Origin of the sequence: Micromonospora saelicesensis (assembly GCF_900091575.1) — a bacterium.
GTDB lineage: Bacteria > Actinomycetota > Actinomycetes > Mycobacteriales > Micromonosporaceae > Micromonospora > Micromonospora saelicesensis.
In genome coordinates this window covers 553,233-571,955 of record NZ_FMCR01000001.1, presented here as the reverse complement: position 1 = coordinate 571,955, position 18,723 = coordinate 553,233, and the positions used below count along the sequence as shown (strand labels likewise).

20 protein-coding genes are annotated in these 18,723 nt (G+C 69.9%); 10 read left to right on the top strand and 10 right to left on the bottom strand.

Going from position 1 to position 18,723, the window contains the following annotated elements:
* Positions 1-96 precede the first annotated feature (96 nt).
* Both GA0070561_RS02700 and GA0070561_RS02695 read left to right on the top strand, forming a co-directional pair.
* Positions 97-1,056, top strand: a complete 960-nt coding sequence (locus tag GA0070561_RS02700) for an ATP-binding cassette domain-containing protein (RefSeq protein ID WP_091394418.1) — start codon at positions 97-99, stop codon at positions 1,054-1,056.
* A gap of 18 nt (positions 1,057-1,074) precedes the next feature.
* Complete coding sequence (locus GA0070561_RS02695; protein ID WP_091394415.1) at positions 1,075-1,830, top strand: ABC transporter permease; 756 nt, start codon at positions 1,075-1,077, stop codon at positions 1,828-1,830.
* 98 nt (positions 1,831-1,928) lie between these two features.
* On the opposite strand, the gene GA0070561_RS02690 is transcribed toward GA0070561_RS02695, so the two are convergent.
* The 5 genes from GA0070561_RS02690 to GA0070561_RS02665 all read right to left on the bottom strand — a co-directional run bounded on the left by GA0070561_RS02690 (position 1,929) and on the right by GA0070561_RS02665 (position 6,683).
* Positions 1,929-2,582: an O-methyltransferase gene (locus GA0070561_RS02690; protein WP_091394411.1), complete on the bottom strand. Its 654-nt coding sequence runs from the start codon at positions 2,580-2,582 to the stop codon at positions 1,929-1,931.
* Positions 2,579-3,247 carry a Maf family protein gene (locus tag GA0070561_RS02685; RefSeq protein ID WP_091397223.1) on the bottom strand — a complete coding sequence of 223 codons (669 nt, stop codon included), beginning with the start codon at positions 3,245-3,247 and terminating at the stop codon, positions 2,579-2,581. The genes GA0070561_RS02690 and GA0070561_RS02685 overlap by 4 nt, the downstream gene beginning before the upstream one ends.
* Positions 3,248-3,427: 180 nt before the next feature.
* On the bottom strand, positions 3,428-4,561 hold the full coding sequence (gene mycP / locus GA0070561_RS02680) for a type VII secretion-associated serine protease mycosin (protein ID WP_244166036.1): 1,134 nt from the start codon (positions 4,559-4,561) through the stop codon (positions 3,428-3,430).
* A gap of 1,378 nt (positions 4,562-5,939) precedes the next feature.
* Positions 5,940-6,398 (bottom strand): hypothetical protein, encoded by a 459-nt coding sequence (locus GA0070561_RS02670; protein WP_091394404.1) that lies wholly within the window; start codon positions 6,396-6,398, stop codon positions 5,940-5,942.
* 90 nt (positions 6,399-6,488) lie between these two features.
* Positions 6,489-6,683 (bottom strand): acyl-CoA carboxylase subunit epsilon, encoded by a 195-nt coding sequence (locus GA0070561_RS02665; RefSeq protein ID WP_091394401.1) that lies wholly within the window; start codon positions 6,681-6,683, stop codon positions 6,489-6,491.
* A 90-nt stretch (positions 6,684-6,773) separates the two neighbouring features.
* Here GA0070561_RS02665 and GA0070561_RS02660 point away from each other — a divergent pair, with 90 nt between their 5' ends.
* Both GA0070561_RS02660 and GA0070561_RS02655 read left to right on the top strand, forming a co-directional pair.
* Positions 6,774-8,798 carry a serine/threonine-protein kinase gene (locus GA0070561_RS02660; protein ID WP_091394398.1) on the top strand — a complete coding sequence of 675 codons (2,025 nt, stop codon included), beginning with the start codon at positions 6,774-6,776 and terminating at the stop codon, positions 8,796-8,798.
* Positions 8,799-8,914: 116 nt separating this feature from the next.
* Complete coding sequence (locus tag GA0070561_RS02655; protein WP_244166035.1) at positions 8,915-9,091, top strand: hypothetical protein; 177 nt, start codon at positions 8,915-8,917, stop codon at positions 9,089-9,091.
* Positions 9,092-9,173: 82 nt separating this feature from the next.
* On the opposite strand, the gene GA0070561_RS02650 is transcribed toward GA0070561_RS02655, so the two are convergent.
* Together GA0070561_RS02650 and GA0070561_RS02645 are read right to left on the bottom strand one after the other, a co-directional pair.
* On the bottom strand, positions 9,174-9,926 hold the full coding sequence (locus GA0070561_RS02650) for a GH25 family lysozyme (RefSeq protein WP_091394392.1): 753 nt from the start codon (positions 9,924-9,926) through the stop codon (positions 9,174-9,176).
* Positions 9,927-10,053: 127 nt separating this feature from the next.
* Positions 10,054-10,605: a Uma2 family endonuclease gene (locus GA0070561_RS02645; protein WP_091394389.1), complete on the bottom strand. Its 552-nt coding sequence runs from the start codon at positions 10,603-10,605 to the stop codon at positions 10,054-10,056.
* Between the two features lie 101 nt (positions 10,606-10,706).
* On the opposite strand from GA0070561_RS02645, the gene GA0070561_RS02640 reads away from it, so the two are divergent.
* The 4 genes from GA0070561_RS02640 (at position 10,707) to GA0070561_RS02625 (ending at position 13,949) form a co-directional block, all read left to right on the top strand.
* Positions 10,707-11,450 carry a M50 family metallopeptidase gene (locus GA0070561_RS02640; protein ID WP_091394386.1) on the top strand — a complete coding sequence of 248 codons (744 nt, stop codon included), beginning with the start codon at positions 10,707-10,709 and terminating at the stop codon, positions 11,448-11,450.
* Between the two features lie 99 nt (positions 11,451-11,549).
* The gene (locus GA0070561_RS02635; protein WP_091394383.1) at positions 11,550-12,533 is read left to right on the top strand and encodes a ketopantoate reductase family protein; all 984 of its coding nucleotides are present in this window, start codon (positions 11,550-11,552) and stop codon (positions 12,531-12,533) included.
* Between the two features lie 62 nt (positions 12,534-12,595).
* Positions 12,596-13,096, top strand: a complete 501-nt coding sequence (locus GA0070561_RS02630) for a SigE family RNA polymerase sigma factor (RefSeq protein ID WP_091394380.1) — start codon at positions 12,596-12,598, stop codon at positions 13,094-13,096.
* A complete protein-coding gene (locus GA0070561_RS02625; protein ID WP_091394377.1) occupies positions 13,089-13,949 on the top strand; it encodes a hypothetical protein in 861 nt (286 codons plus the stop codon). The genes GA0070561_RS02630 and GA0070561_RS02625 overlap by 8 nt, the downstream gene beginning before the upstream one ends.
* A gap of 79 nt (positions 13,950-14,028) precedes the next feature.
* Here GA0070561_RS02625 and GA0070561_RS02620 read toward each other — a convergent pair whose 3' ends face one another.
* Positions 14,029-15,612, bottom strand: a complete 1,584-nt coding sequence (locus GA0070561_RS02620; RefSeq protein ID WP_091394374.1) for an acyl-CoA carboxylase subunit beta — start codon at positions 15,610-15,612, stop codon at positions 14,029-14,031.
* A gap of 84 nt (positions 15,613-15,696) precedes the next feature.
* Here GA0070561_RS02620 and GA0070561_RS02615 point away from each other — a divergent pair, with 84 nt between their 5' ends.
* A complete protein-coding gene (locus GA0070561_RS02615) occupies positions 15,697-16,572 on the top strand; it encodes a biotin--[acetyl-CoA-carboxylase] ligase (protein WP_091394370.1) in 876 nt (291 codons plus the stop codon).
* Positions 16,573-16,679: 107 nt separating this feature from the next.
* Complete coding sequence (locus GA0070561_RS02610) at positions 16,680-17,252, top strand: PH domain-containing protein (RefSeq protein ID WP_091394367.1); 573 nt, start codon at positions 16,680-16,682, stop codon at positions 17,250-17,252.
* 46 nt (positions 17,253-17,298) lie between these two features.
* Here the strand turns inward: GA0070561_RS02610 and GA0070561_RS02605 are convergent, their stop codons facing one another.
* Both GA0070561_RS02605 and GA0070561_RS02600 read right to left on the bottom strand, forming a co-directional pair.
* On the bottom strand, positions 17,299-17,961 hold the full coding sequence (locus GA0070561_RS02605; RefSeq protein ID WP_208603675.1) for a MaoC/PaaZ C-terminal domain-containing protein: 663 nt from the start codon (positions 17,959-17,961) through the stop codon (positions 17,299-17,301).
* The gene (locus tag GA0070561_RS02600; RefSeq protein WP_091394363.1) at positions 17,958-18,665 is read right to left on the bottom strand and encodes a GtrA family protein; all 708 of its coding nucleotides are present in this window, start codon (positions 18,663-18,665) and stop codon (positions 17,958-17,960) included. Before GA0070561_RS02600 ends, GA0070561_RS02605 begins: the two co-directional genes overlap by 4 nt.
* Positions 18,666-18,723: the final 58 nt, after the last annotated feature.

Sequence of the window (18,723 nt, the reverse complement as noted above, 5' to 3'; positions counted from 1 at the left end):
CGCGTTAGCCTGCTGGCGGCACAGCGGGGGAGTGCGCCGTCCGGCGCCGTCCCACCCGACGGCCGGCCCGACCGGCCCGAACGACCAGGAGCAGAAATGATCGAGACCAGGGGGCTGCGGAAGTCGTTCCGCTCCCGCGCGGGTCGAGAGACGAAGACGGTGGACGCCGTGCGGGGCGTCGACCTTGACGTTGCCAAGGGCGAGATCTTCGGCTTCCTCGGCCCGAACGGCGCCGGCAAGACCACCACGCTGCGGATGCTCGCCACGCTGATCGAGCCGGACGGCGGCGAGGCCACCATCGCGGGTGCCGACCTGCGCAAGGACCCGGCCGAGGTGCGCCGCCGCATCGGGTACGTCCCGCAGGGCGGCAGCACCTGGGACGAGTCCACCGCCCGCGAAGAGCTGGTGCTGCACGCCCGGATGTACGGCATCAGCAAGGCCGACGCGCAGCGGCGTGCCGCCCGTGCCCTGGACGCCTTCCAGCTCACCGAGTACGCCGACCGCACGTGCAAGACCTACTCCGGCGGCCAGCGTCGCCGGGTGGAGATCGCCCTCGGCATCATCCACGAGCCGAAGATCGTCTTCCTGGACGAGCCGACCACCGGCCTCGACCCGCAGAGCCGCGCCCACATGTGGGACGAGATCCGTCGGCTCCGCGCCGACGGGATGACCGTCTTCATCACCACGCACTACCTGGACGAGGCCGACGCGCTCTGCGACCGGATCGCGATCATGGACAACGGCGAGGTGGTTGCCGAGGGCACGCCGACCGAGCTCAAGCGGGAGATCTCCGGCGACGTGGTGCTGGTCGGTCTCGACCTGGCCGCCACCCCGCAGGCCGCCCAGACGCTCGACGGCGAGCCGTACGTCAACAAGCTGGAGACGGTCGACGAGGGCGGCCTGCGCCTCTACGTCGACGAGGGTGCCACCGCGATTCCGCAGGTGCTGCGCCGACTCGACCACGCCGGGCTGGAGCTGCGCTCGATCGAGCTGCACCGACCCAGCCTGGACGACGTCTTCCTCACCAAGACCGGCCGCTCGCTGCGCGAGTCCTGACCACCGGAGACGACTCCCATGAAATTCGCCCGTGACACGTGGCTGATCTTCCAGCGCCAGACCCAACTCCTGCTACGCAACCCGGTCTGGGTCTTCGTCGGCGTGTTCCAGCCGGTCATGTACCTGCTGCTCTTCGCCCCGCTGCTCAAGCCCGCACTGAACGCGCCCACCCAGGCCGCCGCCTACAAGATCTTCGTACCGGGCCTGCTGGTGCTGCTGGCCATCTTCGGTGGCCTCTTCCAGGGCTTCGGCCTGATCGCCGAGCTGCGAGCCGGCGTCATCGAACGCTCCCGGGTCACCCCGATCAGCCGGCTCGCCCTGCTGCTCGGCCGCTCGCTGCGCGACGTGGTCTCGCTCATGGTGCAGGCGGTCATCATCACGCTCCTGGCGCTCATCTTCGACCTGCGGGTGTTCATCGGGGACCTGCTTCTGGCGTACCTGATGCTCGCCCTGATCGCCCTCATGACCTCGGCCGTCTCCTACGGCGTCGCCCTCAAGGTCAAGAGCGAGGACGCACTGGCCCCGCTAATGAACACCGTGGCGCAGCCGGTGCTGCTGCTCTCCGGCATCCTGCTGCCGCTGACCTTCGCACCCGGCTGGTTGCAGGGCATCGCCAACTGGAACCCGTTCTCCTGGGCGGTCGACGGCACCCGGGCACTGTTCGCCGGTGACCTGGGCAGCGACAAGGTCTGGCAGGGCCTCAGCATCACCGCGGTCCTCGCCGCGCTGGGCGTCTACTGGGCCGCCCGCCAGTTCGCCCGCAGCGTCCGCTGACGCCGGCCTTCGCTGTTACTTGATATTGGGGTGTCCCCTGGTGGGGACACCCCAATGTCGTATTCGGCGGTTGCCGACGGTCGGCGATTGTCGGTCGGTCAGCGGACCCGGGCGAGGGTGAGGCCGTCCGCGATCGGCAGCATCACCGGGTCCACCCGCACGTCCGCGAGGACCTCGTCGTTGAACGCGGCGATGGCCCGGTCACCAGCGTCCTGCGGGGCGATGACCCGCCCGCCACGCAACACGTTGTCGACGGCGATCACCCCACCCGGACGCATCCGGGGCACCAGCTCCGCCCAGTAGATCGGGTAGCCGGTCTTGTCCGCGTCGATGAACGCGAAGTCCAGGTGCCGCTCGTGCGGCAACTCCCGCAGCCCGTCCGCGGCCGGGCCAATGCGCAGGTCGATCAGATCCTGCACGCCGGCCCGCGCCCAGTAGCGCCGGGCGATGCCGGTGAACTCCTCGGAGATGTCGAAGCAGGTCAGTCGCCCACCCTCGGGCAACCCACGGGCGATCGCCAGCGACGAGAGCCCGGTGAACGTGCCAACCTCGACGGCCTGCCGCACGTCGAGCAGCCGGGTGAGGAACGTCAGGAACGCGGCCTGCTCCGGAGCCACCTGCATGGTGGCGTGCTCGGGCAGCACCGACCGGGTCTCCTCGGCCAGGTCACGGATGATCTCGTCCGGCGGGGAGCCGTGTGCGACCAGATAGGCGTGCAGCTCGTTGGTGAGCGGGATCGACTTGGTGGTCATGACCGGACGTTACCGAGCGGCTCGACTGTTTGGCCGCCCGGCGCGACCTTCGTCCACAGGTCGGTGATCCGCAGATCCAGCTCGGCGAGGAGCCGGCGCAGCAGCGGCATCGACAGCCCGACCACCGTCCCCGGGTCACCCTCGATCCGTTCCACGAACGGCCCACCCAGCCCGTCGATCGTGAACGCACCGGCCACCGCCAGCGGCTCACCCGTGGCCACGTACGCGGCGATCTCGTCGTCACTGATGTCGGCGAAGTGGACCGTGGTCGACGCGACCGCCTCCGCCCGCCGGCCGGCAGTAACGTCGACCAGGCAGTGCCCGCTGTGTAGAACGCCGCTGCGTCCCCGCATCCGCAGCCACCGCCGGGTCGCGTCAGCCGCATCCGCCGGCTTGCCGAGGATCTCCCCGTCGAAGGCGAGCACCGAGTCGCAGCCGATTACCAACGTCCGCTGATCGGCGTTCGGGTTCAGTCGGGTCAACACCGCCTGCGCCTTCAGACGAGCCAATTCCAGGCACAGCTCCTCGGCCCGCTCGGTCACCACCAGGGACTCGTCCACCCCACTGACCAGCACCTCCGGCTCGACGCCGGCAGCCTGGAGCAACTTACGACGGGCAGGGCTCGCCGATGCGAGCACGAGGCGAAGCGGCAAAGTCTCAGACACCAGCCCGACGTTACCGCCCAACCCTCCACCAAGACCGACACCCCGCCCAGCACCCACCTGTCCGGCCGCCGGGTGGTCGGGCGGCCTTGATCCACTCGACTTTCAGGAAAACGCGGTATCCCCTCGCCCCGGACACCGCAGTTTCCTGAAAGCCGAGTGGATCACCGCTTCGTTGATCGATCAGCGACTGATTCTGGGCGGCGGATCATCGCCACGCCGGCGTCGCCGTGCTATTACGGCCCACCCGACCCCGGCAGCCACGAGCACCCCGAGAGTGGCCAGGCCGCGAGCGGTCGCACTATCGCTTGCGTCATCGGACTGAGCGCCAGCCGTCGTGGTCGGGCCAGCACCGGCCGGAGCGCTCACCGATTCAAACCCCAGCGGCGGTACGTCTGCCGTCAGTGCCGCCACAAGATCGATCACTCCATAGCCGTACTCGTCGTCACGCCCAGGGGGTCCCTTGTCGACGGCGGTGGCCGTGAGCCGGTGCGCCACCTCCCGAGCCGGCAGGTATGGGTACTTGGACCTGATCAATGCAGCCGCGCCCGCCACGATCGCCGTCGCGTCAGAGGTGCCGGTGCCTTTGCGGTACTTGCCGTCGATGCTGGTGCTGTAGATGTCGACCGCGGGCGCAACCACGTCAATCTCCGGCCCAGTGACCGAGACGGCGGTACGCTTTCCGTCTCGGCCGATTCCACCCACAGCGACAACTTCCGGGTAGCGTGCGGGATAACCCACCATTTGCGTCCAAGGCGCATTGCCGGCGGCGGCAACAACTATGATGTCAGCTTGCAAGGCCATTCTGACTGCCTGTTGTAGCCGAGCGCTAACCCCGCCGGCGATTGAAATGCTGATAACATCAGCGCCGGCGCTGATTGCATACTCTATTGCCGCTGCCAACGATTCCGAATCGCCTGCCTTGCCCGGTGGTGAACAGAATATTGGCAGAATTTTGGCTTTTGGTGCGATGCCGAGCGCACCTGAACTTTCGTCGCCGTGGGCTGCGATTAGACCTGCCATCCCCGTGCCGTGGCCGTCTTCGTCGGTCAACCCGTCACCACCGCCTCCAGCGATTACGTCCTTGCCGGGAAGCAGGTTGCCCTTTAAGTCCGGATGTTGATCTACGCCACTGTCGGGAAGTGCAACAACTACCCCATCGCCTTGGCTCGTCTTATGCGCGTCGGTGACTTTTAGAAAGTTAAGATGCCATTGCTCGGTCTGGGCGTGATTAACGTGTGCTTGGAATGCGGGCTCTGGAATTGCTCCCGGAAGGCTCAACGCCAACAGGAGTGGGAAAGCGAGGTAATACCTCACCGAGGAAGGCCGAGAGCGGGGCCCGGGTCGATTGGGCCGTCCTCGTCGGGAGGGAGTACCACAGGTGCGACTCCTTGCTCGGTCCTCCACGGATGGTCCGGGTCCCATCGGTCGGACTCGCCGTCACCGCCGCCGTGAACCCACCGGCCAAGACGGGTAGGTGAGGTACCGGCGTGCCAATGGGGTCCGGTGGCCGGGGCGCCGCCAATGGGCGACATGCCGCCGACGCTCCCTGAAGCGCGCGGAGCGCTTGGTCGCGATCCTGCCCCTCCCGTTGGCGCTGTCCCAGCGCTACCACCGCCGATGACACCTCCAATCGGATTGACCCGGCGCGGCGCGGCCGGGCCGTTGTTGGGTTGACCAATACCAAGGCCGGGTGCTCCACCGATCAAGCCACTTGGTGGCATTGCCCGAGGGGCTGGAGGCGAATTAGCCCCGTTGGTTCTCGGCTCCTTGGGTAATGGCAGCCCCATCGACCCGCGCTGCTCAGTTGGCGGTCGGAGGATCTTTGACGCGTTAGGAATGCCCCCGAGGGTAGGGGTCTGTCCCATACCAGGTGGCTGGTTGACGGGCCCTACCTGTTGGCTGCGTGGCAAGTCTTGAACTGTGGGGAATGGCATTGCTGTTGCCCCGCCAAGAACAGGACCAACTCCCCCTGTAATCGGCATGCGGCTGGCGGGTGAGTTAGCGGAAGGGCCGCCGGATGACGGAACTCGCGCGGTTGATCGAATGGGAACCGGAACAATAGGGGGAATAATGGGTGCTGTGGCTGCTGTCGTGGCAGCCCCTTCTTCGTCGACGCGAGGAGCGGGCCGAGGGGGTGGTTTTTGGAGGGTTGCTTGGGCTTGTTGGAGTTCACCGCTCAGGTTGAACATCATGGATCGGGCCTGCACGTTGAGCCGTTCCAGCTCCCCATCAGCAACAGGCGGCGTAGTGGCCCGGTTGCCCATCACCGCTTTCGGGTCGGCGACCATCGACTCGTACGCCTGCTTCTGTTGGAACTTGGTCGCGTACTCCTCGTAGATCTTGCGGAGTGCGGCGCGGGTGGTGCCGATGGCCTGGGTTGCGGCGGACAGCGCGGTGTAGTTCGCGGCGGCGGCGTCGTGGGTGCGCCGCACCTGGTCGATGAGTTCGTCGAGTTCGGCGAGGTAGGTGCGGGAGGCGGCGCTTGTTTCGGGGGGCCATGCCTCGGCGAGTCCGCGTCGGTACTGCTGAAGACGGCCGAGGTGGGTTTGCGCCAGGTCGCAAACCTTGCGCCAGCCGGCGACCTGCTTCCAGTGGTTGGCGGTGTCGTGGTCCTGGAGGCAGGCCCACATGCTGTTGACGTCCATGAGGTGCCAGTCGGTGAGGCCGGAGGTGCGGCCGGTGCCCCGTTCGATCACGGCAGCACCACCGGTCCTGCGGCGTCGGGGCTGGTCGGGTCGGTCAGGGTTGGCGTCGGGCCGCCGGGGAGGACGCTGGCCGGGTTGGCGAGGGCTCGTTGCACGTCCACCACTCGGGCGGCGGTGAAGGCGTCGCTGTCGGCGTAGTGGGTGGCGACCTGATCGGCGGCGGCGGCCAGGTGGCCGGTGGCGCCTCGGACGGCGTACACCATGTCGGCGGTGGCCTGCTGCGTCTCGTGGTGTGCGTGCAGGAAGGTGACCAGTTCGATGAAGGCGTCGCAGGGGTTGGGCAGCTTCGCGGACATGTCTTCGGCGATGTACGACAGGTGCGGCGCGTAGTTGCTCTCGACCTCGGCGGCGAGCCGGTCGGCGAACTCTCTGAGCTGGCTGATGTCGGCTTCGATGCCGCCGTAACCGCGTAGCCAGGGTGCTGGCCGGTCCTCTTCGGGGATCATGGATCCTCCCTACCCGTAGCGGCACCGTTTCCCTGAGTGAGGTTAACGGCTCAACGCCACCGTGGCAGCCCCCGCGCGGCAGGTCTCGGGTTAGCGGGGCAGGCCGGCGGCGCGCCACCCGCGGGAGCCGCCGGGTCGACCGCTGCGCGCCCAGGCGGAGATCGTCGCCGGAACGGGGGCGGCGGCCGGACGGGTTCGGACGATGATCGCCCCCACCAGAGCGGCCAACTCCTCGGCGGTGGGCACGCCGCGGACGACCCGGAACAGGGGCTCTTCGGCAGACATGCCGACAGGGTACGCGGCGCGAAGTAACGCGAAGCGCACAGTGGCGTGCCGGCGGTGTGAGCGTCAGCCGGTCCGGGTACCGTCTCACCGATGTCGAACGCGCTTCCCCAACTCGTCGCTGACCGATACCGGCTCCTGTCGCCGCTCGGCCAGGGCGGCATGGGCCGGGTGTGGAAGGCGCGCGACGAGGTGCTGCATCGGGACGTCGCCATCAAGGAGTTGGTGCCGCCGCCTGGTCTCACCGATGAGGAGCGCCGCGAGATGCGCGAGCGCTCGTTGCGGGAGGCGCGGGCCATCGCCCGGCTCAACCACGCCAACGTCGTCCGCATCTTCGACGTGCTGCGCACCGACGGCGATCCGTGGATCGTCATGGAGTACGTGGCGTCGAAGTCGTTGCAGGACACTCTCGCCGAGGACGGCCCGGTCTCGGTGGCCCGCACGGTGGAGATCGGCCTGGGTGTGCTGGGTGCGCTCAGCGCCGCGCACAAGGCGGGTGTCATGCACCGCGACGTGAAGCCCGGCAACGTGTTGCTCGGCGACGACGGCCGGGTGGTGCTGACCGATTTCGGTCTCGCCACGATCCCCGGTGACCCCAATGTGACCCGCACCGGCATGGTGCTCGGCTCGCCCGCGTACATCTCGCCGGAGCGCGCTCGGGACGGCACGGCCGGTCCGGAGGCCGACCTGTGGTCGTTGGGCGCGACGCTCTACGCGGCGGTCGAGGGCAAGTCGCCGTACGCCCGGCCGTCGGCGATCGGCACCCTGGCCGCGCTGGCCACCGAGCCGATTCCGCCGCCGAAGAACGCCGGTCCGCTCAAGGCCGTCCTCAACGGGCTGTTGCGCAAGGACCCGAACGAGCGGATCACCGCCGAGGTGGCCGAGCGCTTGCTGCGCCGCGCCGCCGGCAAGCGGTCGCGCGGGATCTCACTGCTTGATGGCGTACGCCGGCCTGGGCCGAACGGTCCGCGCGAGCCGCGCCTGCCGGTGGTGCCGGCCCCGCGACCGGCCGAGAGTGTCGACCGGCCGGTGTCACCGCCGCCGGCCGCCGCCCCGACGACCTCCGCCGCCACCTCCGCTGCCGCCGCGACTCCGGCCGCCGATGCCACGCCGACGGCCGTCGTCTCCTCCGACACCAAGGCCGCCGACCCGACCGCCCTGGTGTCGGGCGAGTCGACCGCAGAGGCGCCGGCCGAGCCGACCGCCCCGATCGACCGCCCGTCCGAGGCCGAGCCGACCGAGGCCGAGCCGACCGCAAAGGTCACGGCCGCGCCCGACACGAGCGACGACGGTACGACGAACGTCGACGACGAGCCGACTGTCGTCGACGGTCCGCCGGTGGCTCCGGAGCAGCGCAAGCCGACCACGCCGACGTCGCTCATGCCGCCGGTGAGTCCGGCCGGTCGCGCGGCGGTGCCACCCTCGGATGGCACGAAGCCGAACAACACCCGACGTAACCTGCTGATCGGGGCCGTGGTCGCCCTGCTGCTGATCGGCCTCGTGGTGGTCGTGCCGATGCTCACCAAGGGCGACGGCAAGAGCCCACAGGCCAACCCGACCGGTGCTGCCGCGACCTCGGCGCCCGCACCGACCACCGCTGCGGCGCCTCCGCCGCCCACCAGCGGTGCCCCGAGTCCGTCCGCCTCGGCCACCCCCTCGGTCGACCCGAACGTGTTGCCGGCGGGCTGGAAGCTGCACCGGGACCCGGAGGGCTTCGCCCTGCCGATTCCCGACGGTTGGGTACGGCGCAACGCGGGTCGCAACACCGTCGTCTTCGACCAGTCCAATGGCCCGGGCGAGTTGCTCGTGCAGTGGACCAGCACGCCGAAGAAGGACGCCTACGCCGACTGGAAGAGCATCGAGGGCGACCGCAAAAACGAAGTCATCAACTATCAGTACCTCAGCATCGAGCGCTGCAATGTCGGGCGGACCTGCGCGGACTGGGAGTGGCTGGAGACCCGTGACAACACCCGGATCCACGTCCGTAACCGGGGGTTCGTGACGGCCAAGGACCGCGGTTACGCCCTGCGGTGGGAGGTCGCCGACAAGGACTGGCAGGCCAAGCTGCCGGACTTCGACCGGATCGCCAAGGGTTTCGTGCCCGACCGTCAGGACTGAAACTCATTCGCATGACCTTGCGTCGTCGTGGGTAATTGACCTTCGACGACGGAAGGAGGCACGACATGGGTTACCGACGGAGGGACACTCGGCCCCGGCTGGCACTGTGGATGCTCGTGGCGCTCGGCGACGCGATCCTGCTGCTGGTCAGCGCGGGGGTTTCGGTGCTCATCGCACTGCTCGGCGTCGTGATCGTTGCCGGCTTTGGCGTTGCCGCCTGGCGGTTGACCCGCCGGGGCGCGCTGGCTAGTGAGGATGCTGTGGTGCCGGTGTTGAGCCGACGGCGGGTCTGACCCGTACCCGGTGGTGTGGCGGCAGCCGGACCGATTGTCGACCGTGTGGTGACCGTCGATCCCGCTGCCGCCAACGGCCCGGTCAGGTGTTGTTGGCCAACGCGATCAGGCGGCTCCGGTCGCCGTTCCAGTAGTTGCGGTCCACGTTGCCGCTGATCCCGGAGACCGCGCCGGTGCTGGTGTACTGCCAGAAGCTCCACACCGACGCGCCGGCCGGCAGGGCGCCGGGCGTGCTCGACCAGCGGGCCAGCCAGAGCGGGTGGTTCGCCCAGGGGCCGGTCCAGCTGCCGGTGCACTGGTTCCACCAGCTCGTGGTGGTGTAGATGACGGCGTACCGGCCGGTGCGGGACCGGTAGGTGTTCAGGAAGTCCTGCACCCAGTTGCGCATCCCGGTCGTGCTGAGCCCGTAGCAGTAGCCGCCTGCGTACGGGTTGCCCTCGATGTCCAGTGCGGCCGGCAGGGTGCGGCTGTCCGCCGACCAGGCGCCTCCGTTGGAGGCCAGGTAGTTGGCCTGGGTGGAGCCGGCGGAGATGTTCGGCCGGGCGAAGTGGTACGCCCCGCGGATCACCCCGGCGTTGTACGAGTTGACGTAGTTGGCGTTGAAGTTCGGGTCCTTGTAGCTGGTGCCCTCGGTCGCCTTGATGAAGGCGAACTGGATGCCCGCGTTGCGGACGCTGGTCCAGTTGATGGTGCCCTGGTAGCGGGAGACGTCGACACCGGGTGTGGTGGCGGCGGCCGCCGGTCCGGCGGTCGCGACCAGGGCCGCCGCCGCGGTGGCGAGGACGGTGAGGCCGGCCGCGAGCGCGCGGCGCAGCGATGATCGGGTACGGGCCATGAGTGCCTCCAAGGACGTCGTTCTATCGACATTCATCTTTGGAGGTAAGTGCCCTAGATCACAAGGGCGACCGGAAAAAAGCTTCATCGACGGGACTGAGTCGCCCCGGTGGCTGAAGTGGAACGGATCAGCCCAGGGCGGCCGGGTCGAGCTGCCAGCGGAACGGCTCGACGATGGTCATGGTCTCGCCCGCCTTGGCAACCTGGTCCTCGACGTAGTGCTCGCCGTCGAGCCGGTAGAGCCGCAGCGGGTGACCGTCGCCGTCCTGCTCGACCAGCAGATACCAGGGGATTCGCGCGATGGCGTAGAGCTGCATCTTGACCAGCCGGTCGGCGGCTGCGTTGCCGGGCGAGACGATCTCGCCGACGAGGACCACCCGGTCGGGGTCGAGGAAGGTGCCGTCGTCATCGACATCGGTCACAACGAGGTCCGGAGTGACGACTCGATCGATGCCGAGCCGGACGTTGATCGCGTCATAGACCGACAGGCCGTGGAAGTCTGCCGCTGCTTCGATGCTGTTCGCCAGTCGGCGCGACACCCGCTGGTGCCGTCGGCTCGGGGCAGGGCTCACCAGCAGGCTCCCGTCGAGCAGCTCGATCCGGTCCGGGGTTTCACCCAAGGCGAAGTAGTCGGCCTCGGTCCACAGGCCGATGTGCGGCTCCAGGGGCGCTGCGCTCACCCGCGTTCACCTCCCGCTCGACTCGCCACCCGATCAGTTTCACAGGATACGAGCCGGTGCCTCGGGAGCGACACGGAACGACGCCGGTAGGCTCGCGCCCCATGATGTCGATCGACGGGCTGGGCGACCTGTGGGACACGCTGTTCGGCGCGCAGCCGGACCCGCCCGCGCTGCTGGTGCTGATCACCGGGGTCGTCGCGCTGGTGGTGGTCTCCACCCGGCTGCCGTGGCGGATCGCCCGTAACGCCATCACCATCGCGCACGAGGGCGGGCACGCCCTGGTCGCCCTGCTCACCGGCCGTAAGCTGCGCGGCATCCGGCTGCACTCGGACACGTCCGGGCTGACGCTCTCCGCAGGCCGTCCCACCGGGCCGGGCATGATCCTCACCCTGCTCGCCGGATATGTCGCACCGCCGCTGGTCGGGCTGGCCGGCGCCTGGCTGCTCGGTGGTAACCGGATCACCCTGCTGCTCTGGGTGGCCGTGGCGCTGCTGCTGGCCATGCTCGTCATGATCCGCAACGTCTTCGGCGTCGTGTCGTTGCTGATCACCGGGGCGCTGGTGTTCGCCGTCTCGTGGTACGCGACGCCGCAGGTCCAGGCCGCGTTCGCGTACACCGGGGTGTGGTTTCTGCTGCTCGGTGGGGTGCGGCCGGTGGTCGAGCTGCAACGGTTGCGTTCGCGCGGCCGGATGCCCGCCTCCGACGCCGACCAGCTCGCCGGGCTCACCCCGTTCCCGCCGCTCTTCTGGGTCGGCGTCTTCGCCCTCGTCAACCTGGCGGCGCTGGTCGCCGGCGCGCTCCTGCTCGCCGGCCCGATCCTCACCGACGCCGGCCTGACCAGCTGACCGACGGGCGGAAGCCGCACGGGCGGAAGCCGCACGGGCGGAAGCCGCACGGGCGGAAGGCGCACGGGCTGGAGAGGCACGGGCGGGCAGAATGAGGCCATGCGATACGTGATCATCGGCGCGGGTGCGGTCGGCGGGACCATCGGCGTACGGCTGGCCCAGGCCGACCGGGACGTGACAGTGGTGGCCCGCGGCGCTCACCTGGACGCGATCCGCGGGCGGGGTCTGACAGTGCGGCAGCCCGAGGGTGAGGTCACCGCCCGGCTCGCGGCGGTGGACCGGCCCACGGACGAGCCGCTGCCGGCGGACACCGTGCTGATCCTCACCGTGAAGTCGCAGGACACCGCCGGCGCGTTGGCCGCCTGGGTGGACGCGCCGGTGGTCGGCGGCGGTACGGCTGGCGAACGTCTGCCGCTGGTGACCGCGCAGAACGGGGTGGCCAACGAGCGGGCCGCGCTGCGCCTCTTCGCCGACGTGCACCCGGTCTGCGTCTGGCTGCCGGCCACCCACCTGGACCCGGGTGTGGTGGTCGCCAACGGGTACCCGCATCCCGGAATGCTCCACATCGGGCGGTACCCCGCAGGCGCCGACGACACCGACCGGGCGATCGCCGCCGACCTGACCGCCGCCGGCTTCGTCGCCCCGGTCCGCACCGACGTGCTGCGCTGGAAGTACGGCAAGCTGCTCAGCAACCTCGGCAACGGCCTCCAGGCGTTGCTCGGCCGGGACATCCCGGACGCGCTGGTCGAACGGGTACGCGCCGAGGGCGTCGCCGCGCTCGCCGCCGCCGGCATCGCGCACACCTCGCCAGAGGAGGAGAAGGTCGAACGCGGCGACCTGGTGGGGCAGCGCCCGGTCGACGGCGAGGCCCGCTCCGGCGGCTCCACCTGGCAGAGCCTGGCCCGGGGCACCGGCTCGACCGAGGTCGACCACCTCAACGGCGAGATCGCGCTGCTCGGCCGGTTGCACGGCGTACCGACACCGGTCAACGTCGCCGTGCAGCGGGCCGTACGCCGGGCGGTCCGGGAGCGGATCGGGGCCGGGGCGTTCCCGCTCACTGAATTGCAAAAGATGATCGCCTGACCGGGGCAACCGACGACCCCGCCCGGTGCGTGTTCCCAGCGACCGACACGGGGAGGTAGCGGGTGCCGGACGTCGACGGGTTCGACGAGTTCTACCGGGGGAGTCGGCAACGACTTCTCGGGTTCGTCTACGCCCTCACCGGCGATCGGGGTGAGGCGCAGGACGCCGTGCAGGAGGCGTACGTCCGGGCGTGGCAGCGCTGGTCGACGGTCAGCGCGTACGACGACCCGGAGGCGTGGGTGCGGGTGGTGGCCAGCCGGATCGCCGTCAGCCGGTGGCGCAGCCTGCGTAGCCGCGCCCGCGCCTACCTGCGACACGGGGCCACCGAGACCGTTCCCGGGCCGGGCACCGACACCGTCGCGGTGGTCGCCGCCCTGCGTCGGCTGCCCGAGGAGCAACGCGTCGCCATCGCCCTGTACTACCTGGTAGGCATGCCGGTCGCCGAGGTCGCGCGGGAGACCGCGGCCCCGGTGGGCACCGTCAAGGCCCGTCTCTCCCGGGGGCGTGCCGCGCTCGCCGGTCTGCTCGCCGTCTCTGATCTGGAGGAGGCCACCGATGCGTGACGACCCGACGTTCGTCGAACAGATCCAGCGGGACCTGCGGGACGTGCGGTGGCTCGGCCCGGAGGAGATTCGCTCCCGGGCGCGCCGCCGCAGCCAGCGCAAGGTCGTGGTGGCCACCGTCGTGCTGGCCCTCGCCGGGGTCTCCGCCGTGGCGGTCGCCGCCCCGAGGAAGTCTCCACCGCCGGTCCTGCCGGCCGCCGCGCCCTCCGCCTCGCCGACCCGGCACGAGATCACCACCGACGCCCTGTTGCAGCCAGCCGACCTGCCGCAGCAGGTCGATGTGCAGCTCAGCCAATCGGGGCTGGGTGAGCCGGTCCTGCTGGACCACATGCTCGACGCCTGCCGGACGAGCCAGGGGCGATCGGATGGCCGGCAGTATTCGATCCTGTCCCGCTCGCAGACCCTGGTGCCGAAGCGTGCTGCGGCAATCCTCACCCAGTCCGACGGTCTGCTCACGCAGGATCTCTACCGGCTGACCCCGGACGCGGCCATCCAGCTTCTCGCCACTATGGACGACCTGGTCGCCCCGTGCGCCGAGTGGAACAGCATCGGCGGGTACAAGGTGGGGGGCGCAACGGGCACCGGGTCGGCGACGCACCGCTGGGCGGTGGTCCAGCGGGACTTCGCCGGCGACGGGGCTGCGCTGCTGCGACACACCGGTTCGCAGCCCGTTGACCAGAAGACGGGCGAGCCCATCGGCGCGCCACCCCGGCCGAGCACCACCGCCGTGGTCCGGGTGGGCGACCTGATCACCGTGCTTAATCTGGGACAGACCGGCACCGAGCTGGACCTGCGTCGGCTGGCGGCTGTCGCCGCCCGACGGATGTGCGCCGCCGCCAACCCGGCCTGCTGACCACTATCAGGGTTGTTGCTGCCTCCCGTCGCCCGGAGGCAGCACCTTCCCCGAAGTTGCGCGGATCAAGCGACCGAGATCAGAGCGGGATGTTGCCGTGCTTCTTGGGCGGCAGGGTTTCCCGCTTGGTGCGCAGGACGCGCAGCGCCCGGACGATCTGGGTGCGCGTCTCGTGCGGCGGGATCACCGAGTCGATGTAACCGCGCTCGGCGGCCACGTACGGGTTGGCCAGGGTGTCCTCGTACTCGGCGATCTTCTCGGCCCGGACCGCCGCCGGGTCCTCGGCCCCGGCCAGTTCGGAGCGGTAGAGGATGTTCACCGCGCCCTGCGCGCCCATCACCGCGATCTGCGCGGTCGGCCAGGCGAAGTTCAGGTCCGCGCCGAGGTGCTTGGAGCCCATCACGTCGTACGCCCCGCCGTACGCCTTGCGGGTGATCACGGTGACCTTGGGGACGGTCGCCTCGGCGTACGCGTAGATGAGCTTCGCGCCCCGGCGGATGATGCCGTCCCACTCCTGACCGGTGCCGGGCAGGAAGCCGGGCACGTCCACGAAGGTCAGCACCGGGATGTTGAACGCGTCGCAGGTGCGAACGAAGCGGGCGGCCTTCTCCGAGGCGGCGATGTCCAGGGTGCCGGCGAAGTGCATCGGCTGGTTGGCCACCACACCGACCGGTCGCCCCTCGACCCGGCCGTAGCCGACCACGATGTTCTGTGCGTAGAGCGGCTGGACCTCCAGGAACTCCCCGTCGTCGAGGACGTGTTCGAGGACGGTGTGCATGTCGTACGGCTGGTTGGCCGAGTCCGGGATCAGGGTGTCCAACTCCCGGTCCTCGTCGCTGATCGCCAGCTCGGCGGGAGCGTCTACGACCACCGGCTCGTCGAGATTGTTCGACGGCAGGTACGACAACAGCGCCTTGACGTAGTCGACCGCATCCTCCTCGTCGCTGGCGAGGTAGTGCGCGTTGCCGCTGCGGGAGTTGTGCGTACGCGCGCCGCCCAGCTCCTCCATGCCGACGTCCTCGCCCGTCACCGTCTTGATCACATCGGGGCCGGTGATGAACATGTGCGAGGTCTGGTCGACCATCACGGTGAAGTCGGTGACCGCCGGGGAGTAGACCGCGCCGCCGGCACAGGGCCCCATCACCAGCGAGATCTGCGGGATGACGCCGGAGGCCCGCACGTTGCGGAAGAAGATCTCGCCGTAGAGGCCGAGCGAGACGACGCCCTCCTGGATGCGCGCGCCGCCGGAGTCGTTGATGCCGACCACCGGGCAGCCGATCTTCATGGCCAGGTCCATCACCTTGACGATCTTCTCGCCGAAGACCTCGCCGAGCGAGCCACCGAAGACCGTGAAGTCCTGCGCGAAGACGCACACCTGCCGGCCGTCCACCGTGCCGTAGCCGGTGACCACACCGTCGCCGTACGGGCGGTTCCGCTCCAGCCCGAAGGCCGTGGACCGGTGCCGGGCCAGCTCGTCGAGCTCGACGAAGGAGCCCTCGTCGAGCAGCATCTCGATCCGCTCGCGGGCGGTCTTCTTGCCGCGCGCGTGCTGCTTCTCCACGGCGCGGGCCGACCCGGCGTGCACCGCCTCGTCGACCCGGCGCTCCAGGTCCGCCAGCTTGCCCGCGGTGCTGTGCATGTTGGTCCCGGTCTCGGTAGTCACCCAGGGAATATAACGATGGTTCAGGTGGGTGCCGCTGTGCAGTACGCCTCAGTGTCGATCGGAGCACCGCCGTAGGCTGGCGGAATGTCGGGCTCCCCGTACACCGATCTGGACCGGCCGCCGCTGTCGGCGGCCCGGCTGCGCCGCGCGTTGACCGCGCCGAACGGGCCGTGGGCCCGGTTGGAGCTGCGTGCCGAGACCGGCTCCACGAACGCCGACGTGGCCGAGGCCGCCCGGGCCGACGAGCCCGAGGGCCTGGTCGTGGTCGCCGAGCGGCAGACCGAAGGGCGCGGCCGGCGCGGTCGGGTCTGGCAGTCGCCGGCGCGGGCCGGCATCGCGACGAGCGTCCTGCTGCGGCCCGGCGAGGCCGTGCCGGACCGTGGCTGGCTGCCGGCGACACCCACGGGGTACGGGTGGCTGCCGTTGCTGGCCGGCGTGGCGCTGGTCGAGGCGGTGGCCCGGCTGGCCGAGCTGGAAGCCACCCTCAAGTGGCCGAATGACCTGCTGATCGACGACGCGAAGTGCGCGGGCGTGCTGGCCGAGGCGGTGCCCGGACGGGCGCCGGACCAACCGCCGGCGATCGTGCTGGGCATCGGGCTCAACGTGACGCTGCGCGCCGACGAGCTGCCGGTGAATCCGACCGGGCTGCCGGCCACCTCGCTCCAGTTGGCCGGCGCGGTGGCCACCGATCGGGATCCGCTGCTGCGGGCGCTGCTGCGGGCGGTCGCCGACTGGTACGACCGTTGGCGTTCGGCGGGCGGCGACGCGGTGGCCAGCGGCCTGCGCGACGCCTACCTGGCGGCCTGCGCGACGATCGGCCGCGAGGTACGCGTTCTGCTCCCCAACGGTGACTCGCTGACCGGCACCGCCACCGGAGTGGACCCGGACGGCCAGCTGATGGTCACCACGTCGACCGGCGCCCGAACCCTGGCCGCCGGCGACGTCCTGCACCTCCGCTGAGGACGGGCAAGATCACGAAGAGCCGAGTGGGCCCGCGCGGCGGATGTTGTGGTGGGGCTTGGGGGGTTTACCGTCTGCGCGTCCAGTAAATCGCGTTGGAGGTTCCCGTGGCGTTTCCTGAAGACGTGCTCACCGAGGACGAGCACGTCGTGCTGCACCTGCATCCGCACTGGAAGGCGTTGATCCGGCCGATCGCGGTGCTGGTGCTGGCCATCGCCGCGGTGGTGGTCGGCGTGCTCCTGTTGCCCGAGAGTGGCGGCGGTTCGATCGCGCTGGCCGTGATCGGGGCGATCGCCCTGGTCGCGGTGCTCTGGCTCGGCCTGTGGCCGTTCCTGGTCTGGCGCACCACCCACTACCTGTTCACGAACGAGCGAGTCCTGCTTCAGCAGGGTGTGTTCTCCCGGGACCGGCGGGACCTCCCGCTCGCCCGGGTCAACGACCACTCGATGAACCAGCGTTTCGTCGAGCGTCTGCTCGGCTGCGGGACGCTCACCATCGAGTCGGCAGGTGAGCGCGGCCAGTCGGTGCTCCACGACGTGCCGGACGTCGGAAAGGTGCAGACCACTCTGTACGAGCTGGTCGAGGCACAGCACGACAAGCACTCGTTGGGCGATGGCGAGATGCGCGACATGCTCGCCGACATGCAGGACGGCAAGCCGCTGCGCGACACCACGACCTGAACCGGACGGTTGGGACCCGCCCCTGCCGCAGAGTGTCGGGGGCGGGTCAGTCGGGCCGTTGAGCCTCGGGTGAGCCGCTGCTCTCCGTCGGGTCGCCGTCGAACGACCCGCCGGTGGACGGGTCCGCTGCGGTCGGGCCGCTGTCGGGCTGGTCAACTTCGGGCTGGTCAGCGTCGGTCGGGACGGCCTCAGCTTCGGCGGGGTCGGTCTCGACCGGTCGCACGGCGAACCAGCCACGGAAGCGGGTCCGCAGCACCTCCTGCTCGGGCCGGTCGTCCGGGCCGAGGCGCAGCATGGTGCCGGTGAGGCTGACGGTGCCGAGCCCGGGGCGGGCGGTCGACGGCCGGGCGCCCATCACGTCGACCCGGACCGCGAGCCGGTCGCCGGCCCGCACGGGGGCGAGCCAACGCAGCTCCTCCAGGCCGGGGGACGCGTCCGCGGCGGCCCGGGACAGCAGGTGGTCGACGTAGGCGCGCATGAACAGGCTGACGGTGTAGAAGCCGCTGGCGATCAGACCACCGTGTCGGCTCTCCGCGGCCAGGTCGGGGTCGACGTGGTACCACTGCGGGTCGAAGCGGCGGGCGAAGGCGACCATCTCGTCGGCGTCCACGGTGACCACGCCGAGGTCGACGGTGAGACCCGGGACGAGATCCTCGAAGAACAGCTCGGCCGGTCGCCCCGTGCCGGAGCGGGCGTCGGGGGTCGTCACCGGCGGGGCGCGCGGCGGGTGCTGACGTGCAGCTCCGCGGCGAGTTCCGCGTCCAGGTCGACGGCGGGGCTGACGCTCAGCCGCGGGGGCCGGCCCTGAGCCGGTGCGCCGGCTGGGGAGTCGAGGCGTTGCGCCGACTCCGCCTCCTCCAGCTCGGACACCGATTCCGCCAACTCGGCGACCGGGTCCATCTCCGCCATGGTGTCCCACTCGTCGCGCGGAATGTCGTGCCAGGTGGAGTCGGGCTTCGCGGCCTCGTCCTCGGCCGGTGCGACGGGCTGGAAGACGAAGGTGCGGTATGACCAGAACCGGAACAGCGTGGCCAGCATGACGCCGACGGTCTTGGCCAGATTCAGCGCCAGCAGGCCGTGTACGCCGAGACCGTACTTGGCCGCCGCCACGGCCCCCAGCTCAATGAGCAGGCCGGCGCCGTTGAAAAGGAAAAAGAGAAGATATTCCCGGCGAAGCGCCGATTTCGGGCGATCGCGGTACGTCCAGTGCCGATTCATGAGGTACGACGTGATGGTGGCGACGATCGTCGCGATCACTGTCGCCTTCAACTGACCGTTGACGAAAACGGTCAGTGCAAGGGCATTGAACACCGCGTAATTGATGACGGTGTTGATGCCGCCGACGATGCCGAACTTGAGCGCCTCGTGGATGAACTTCTGCCAGCGCTCAGGCAGCAGGCGGACAAGACGCATGCGAAACACCTTAGGGCAGTCGGTGCGGCCGGCGATCACCGGCCGAACGAGGTGGGCG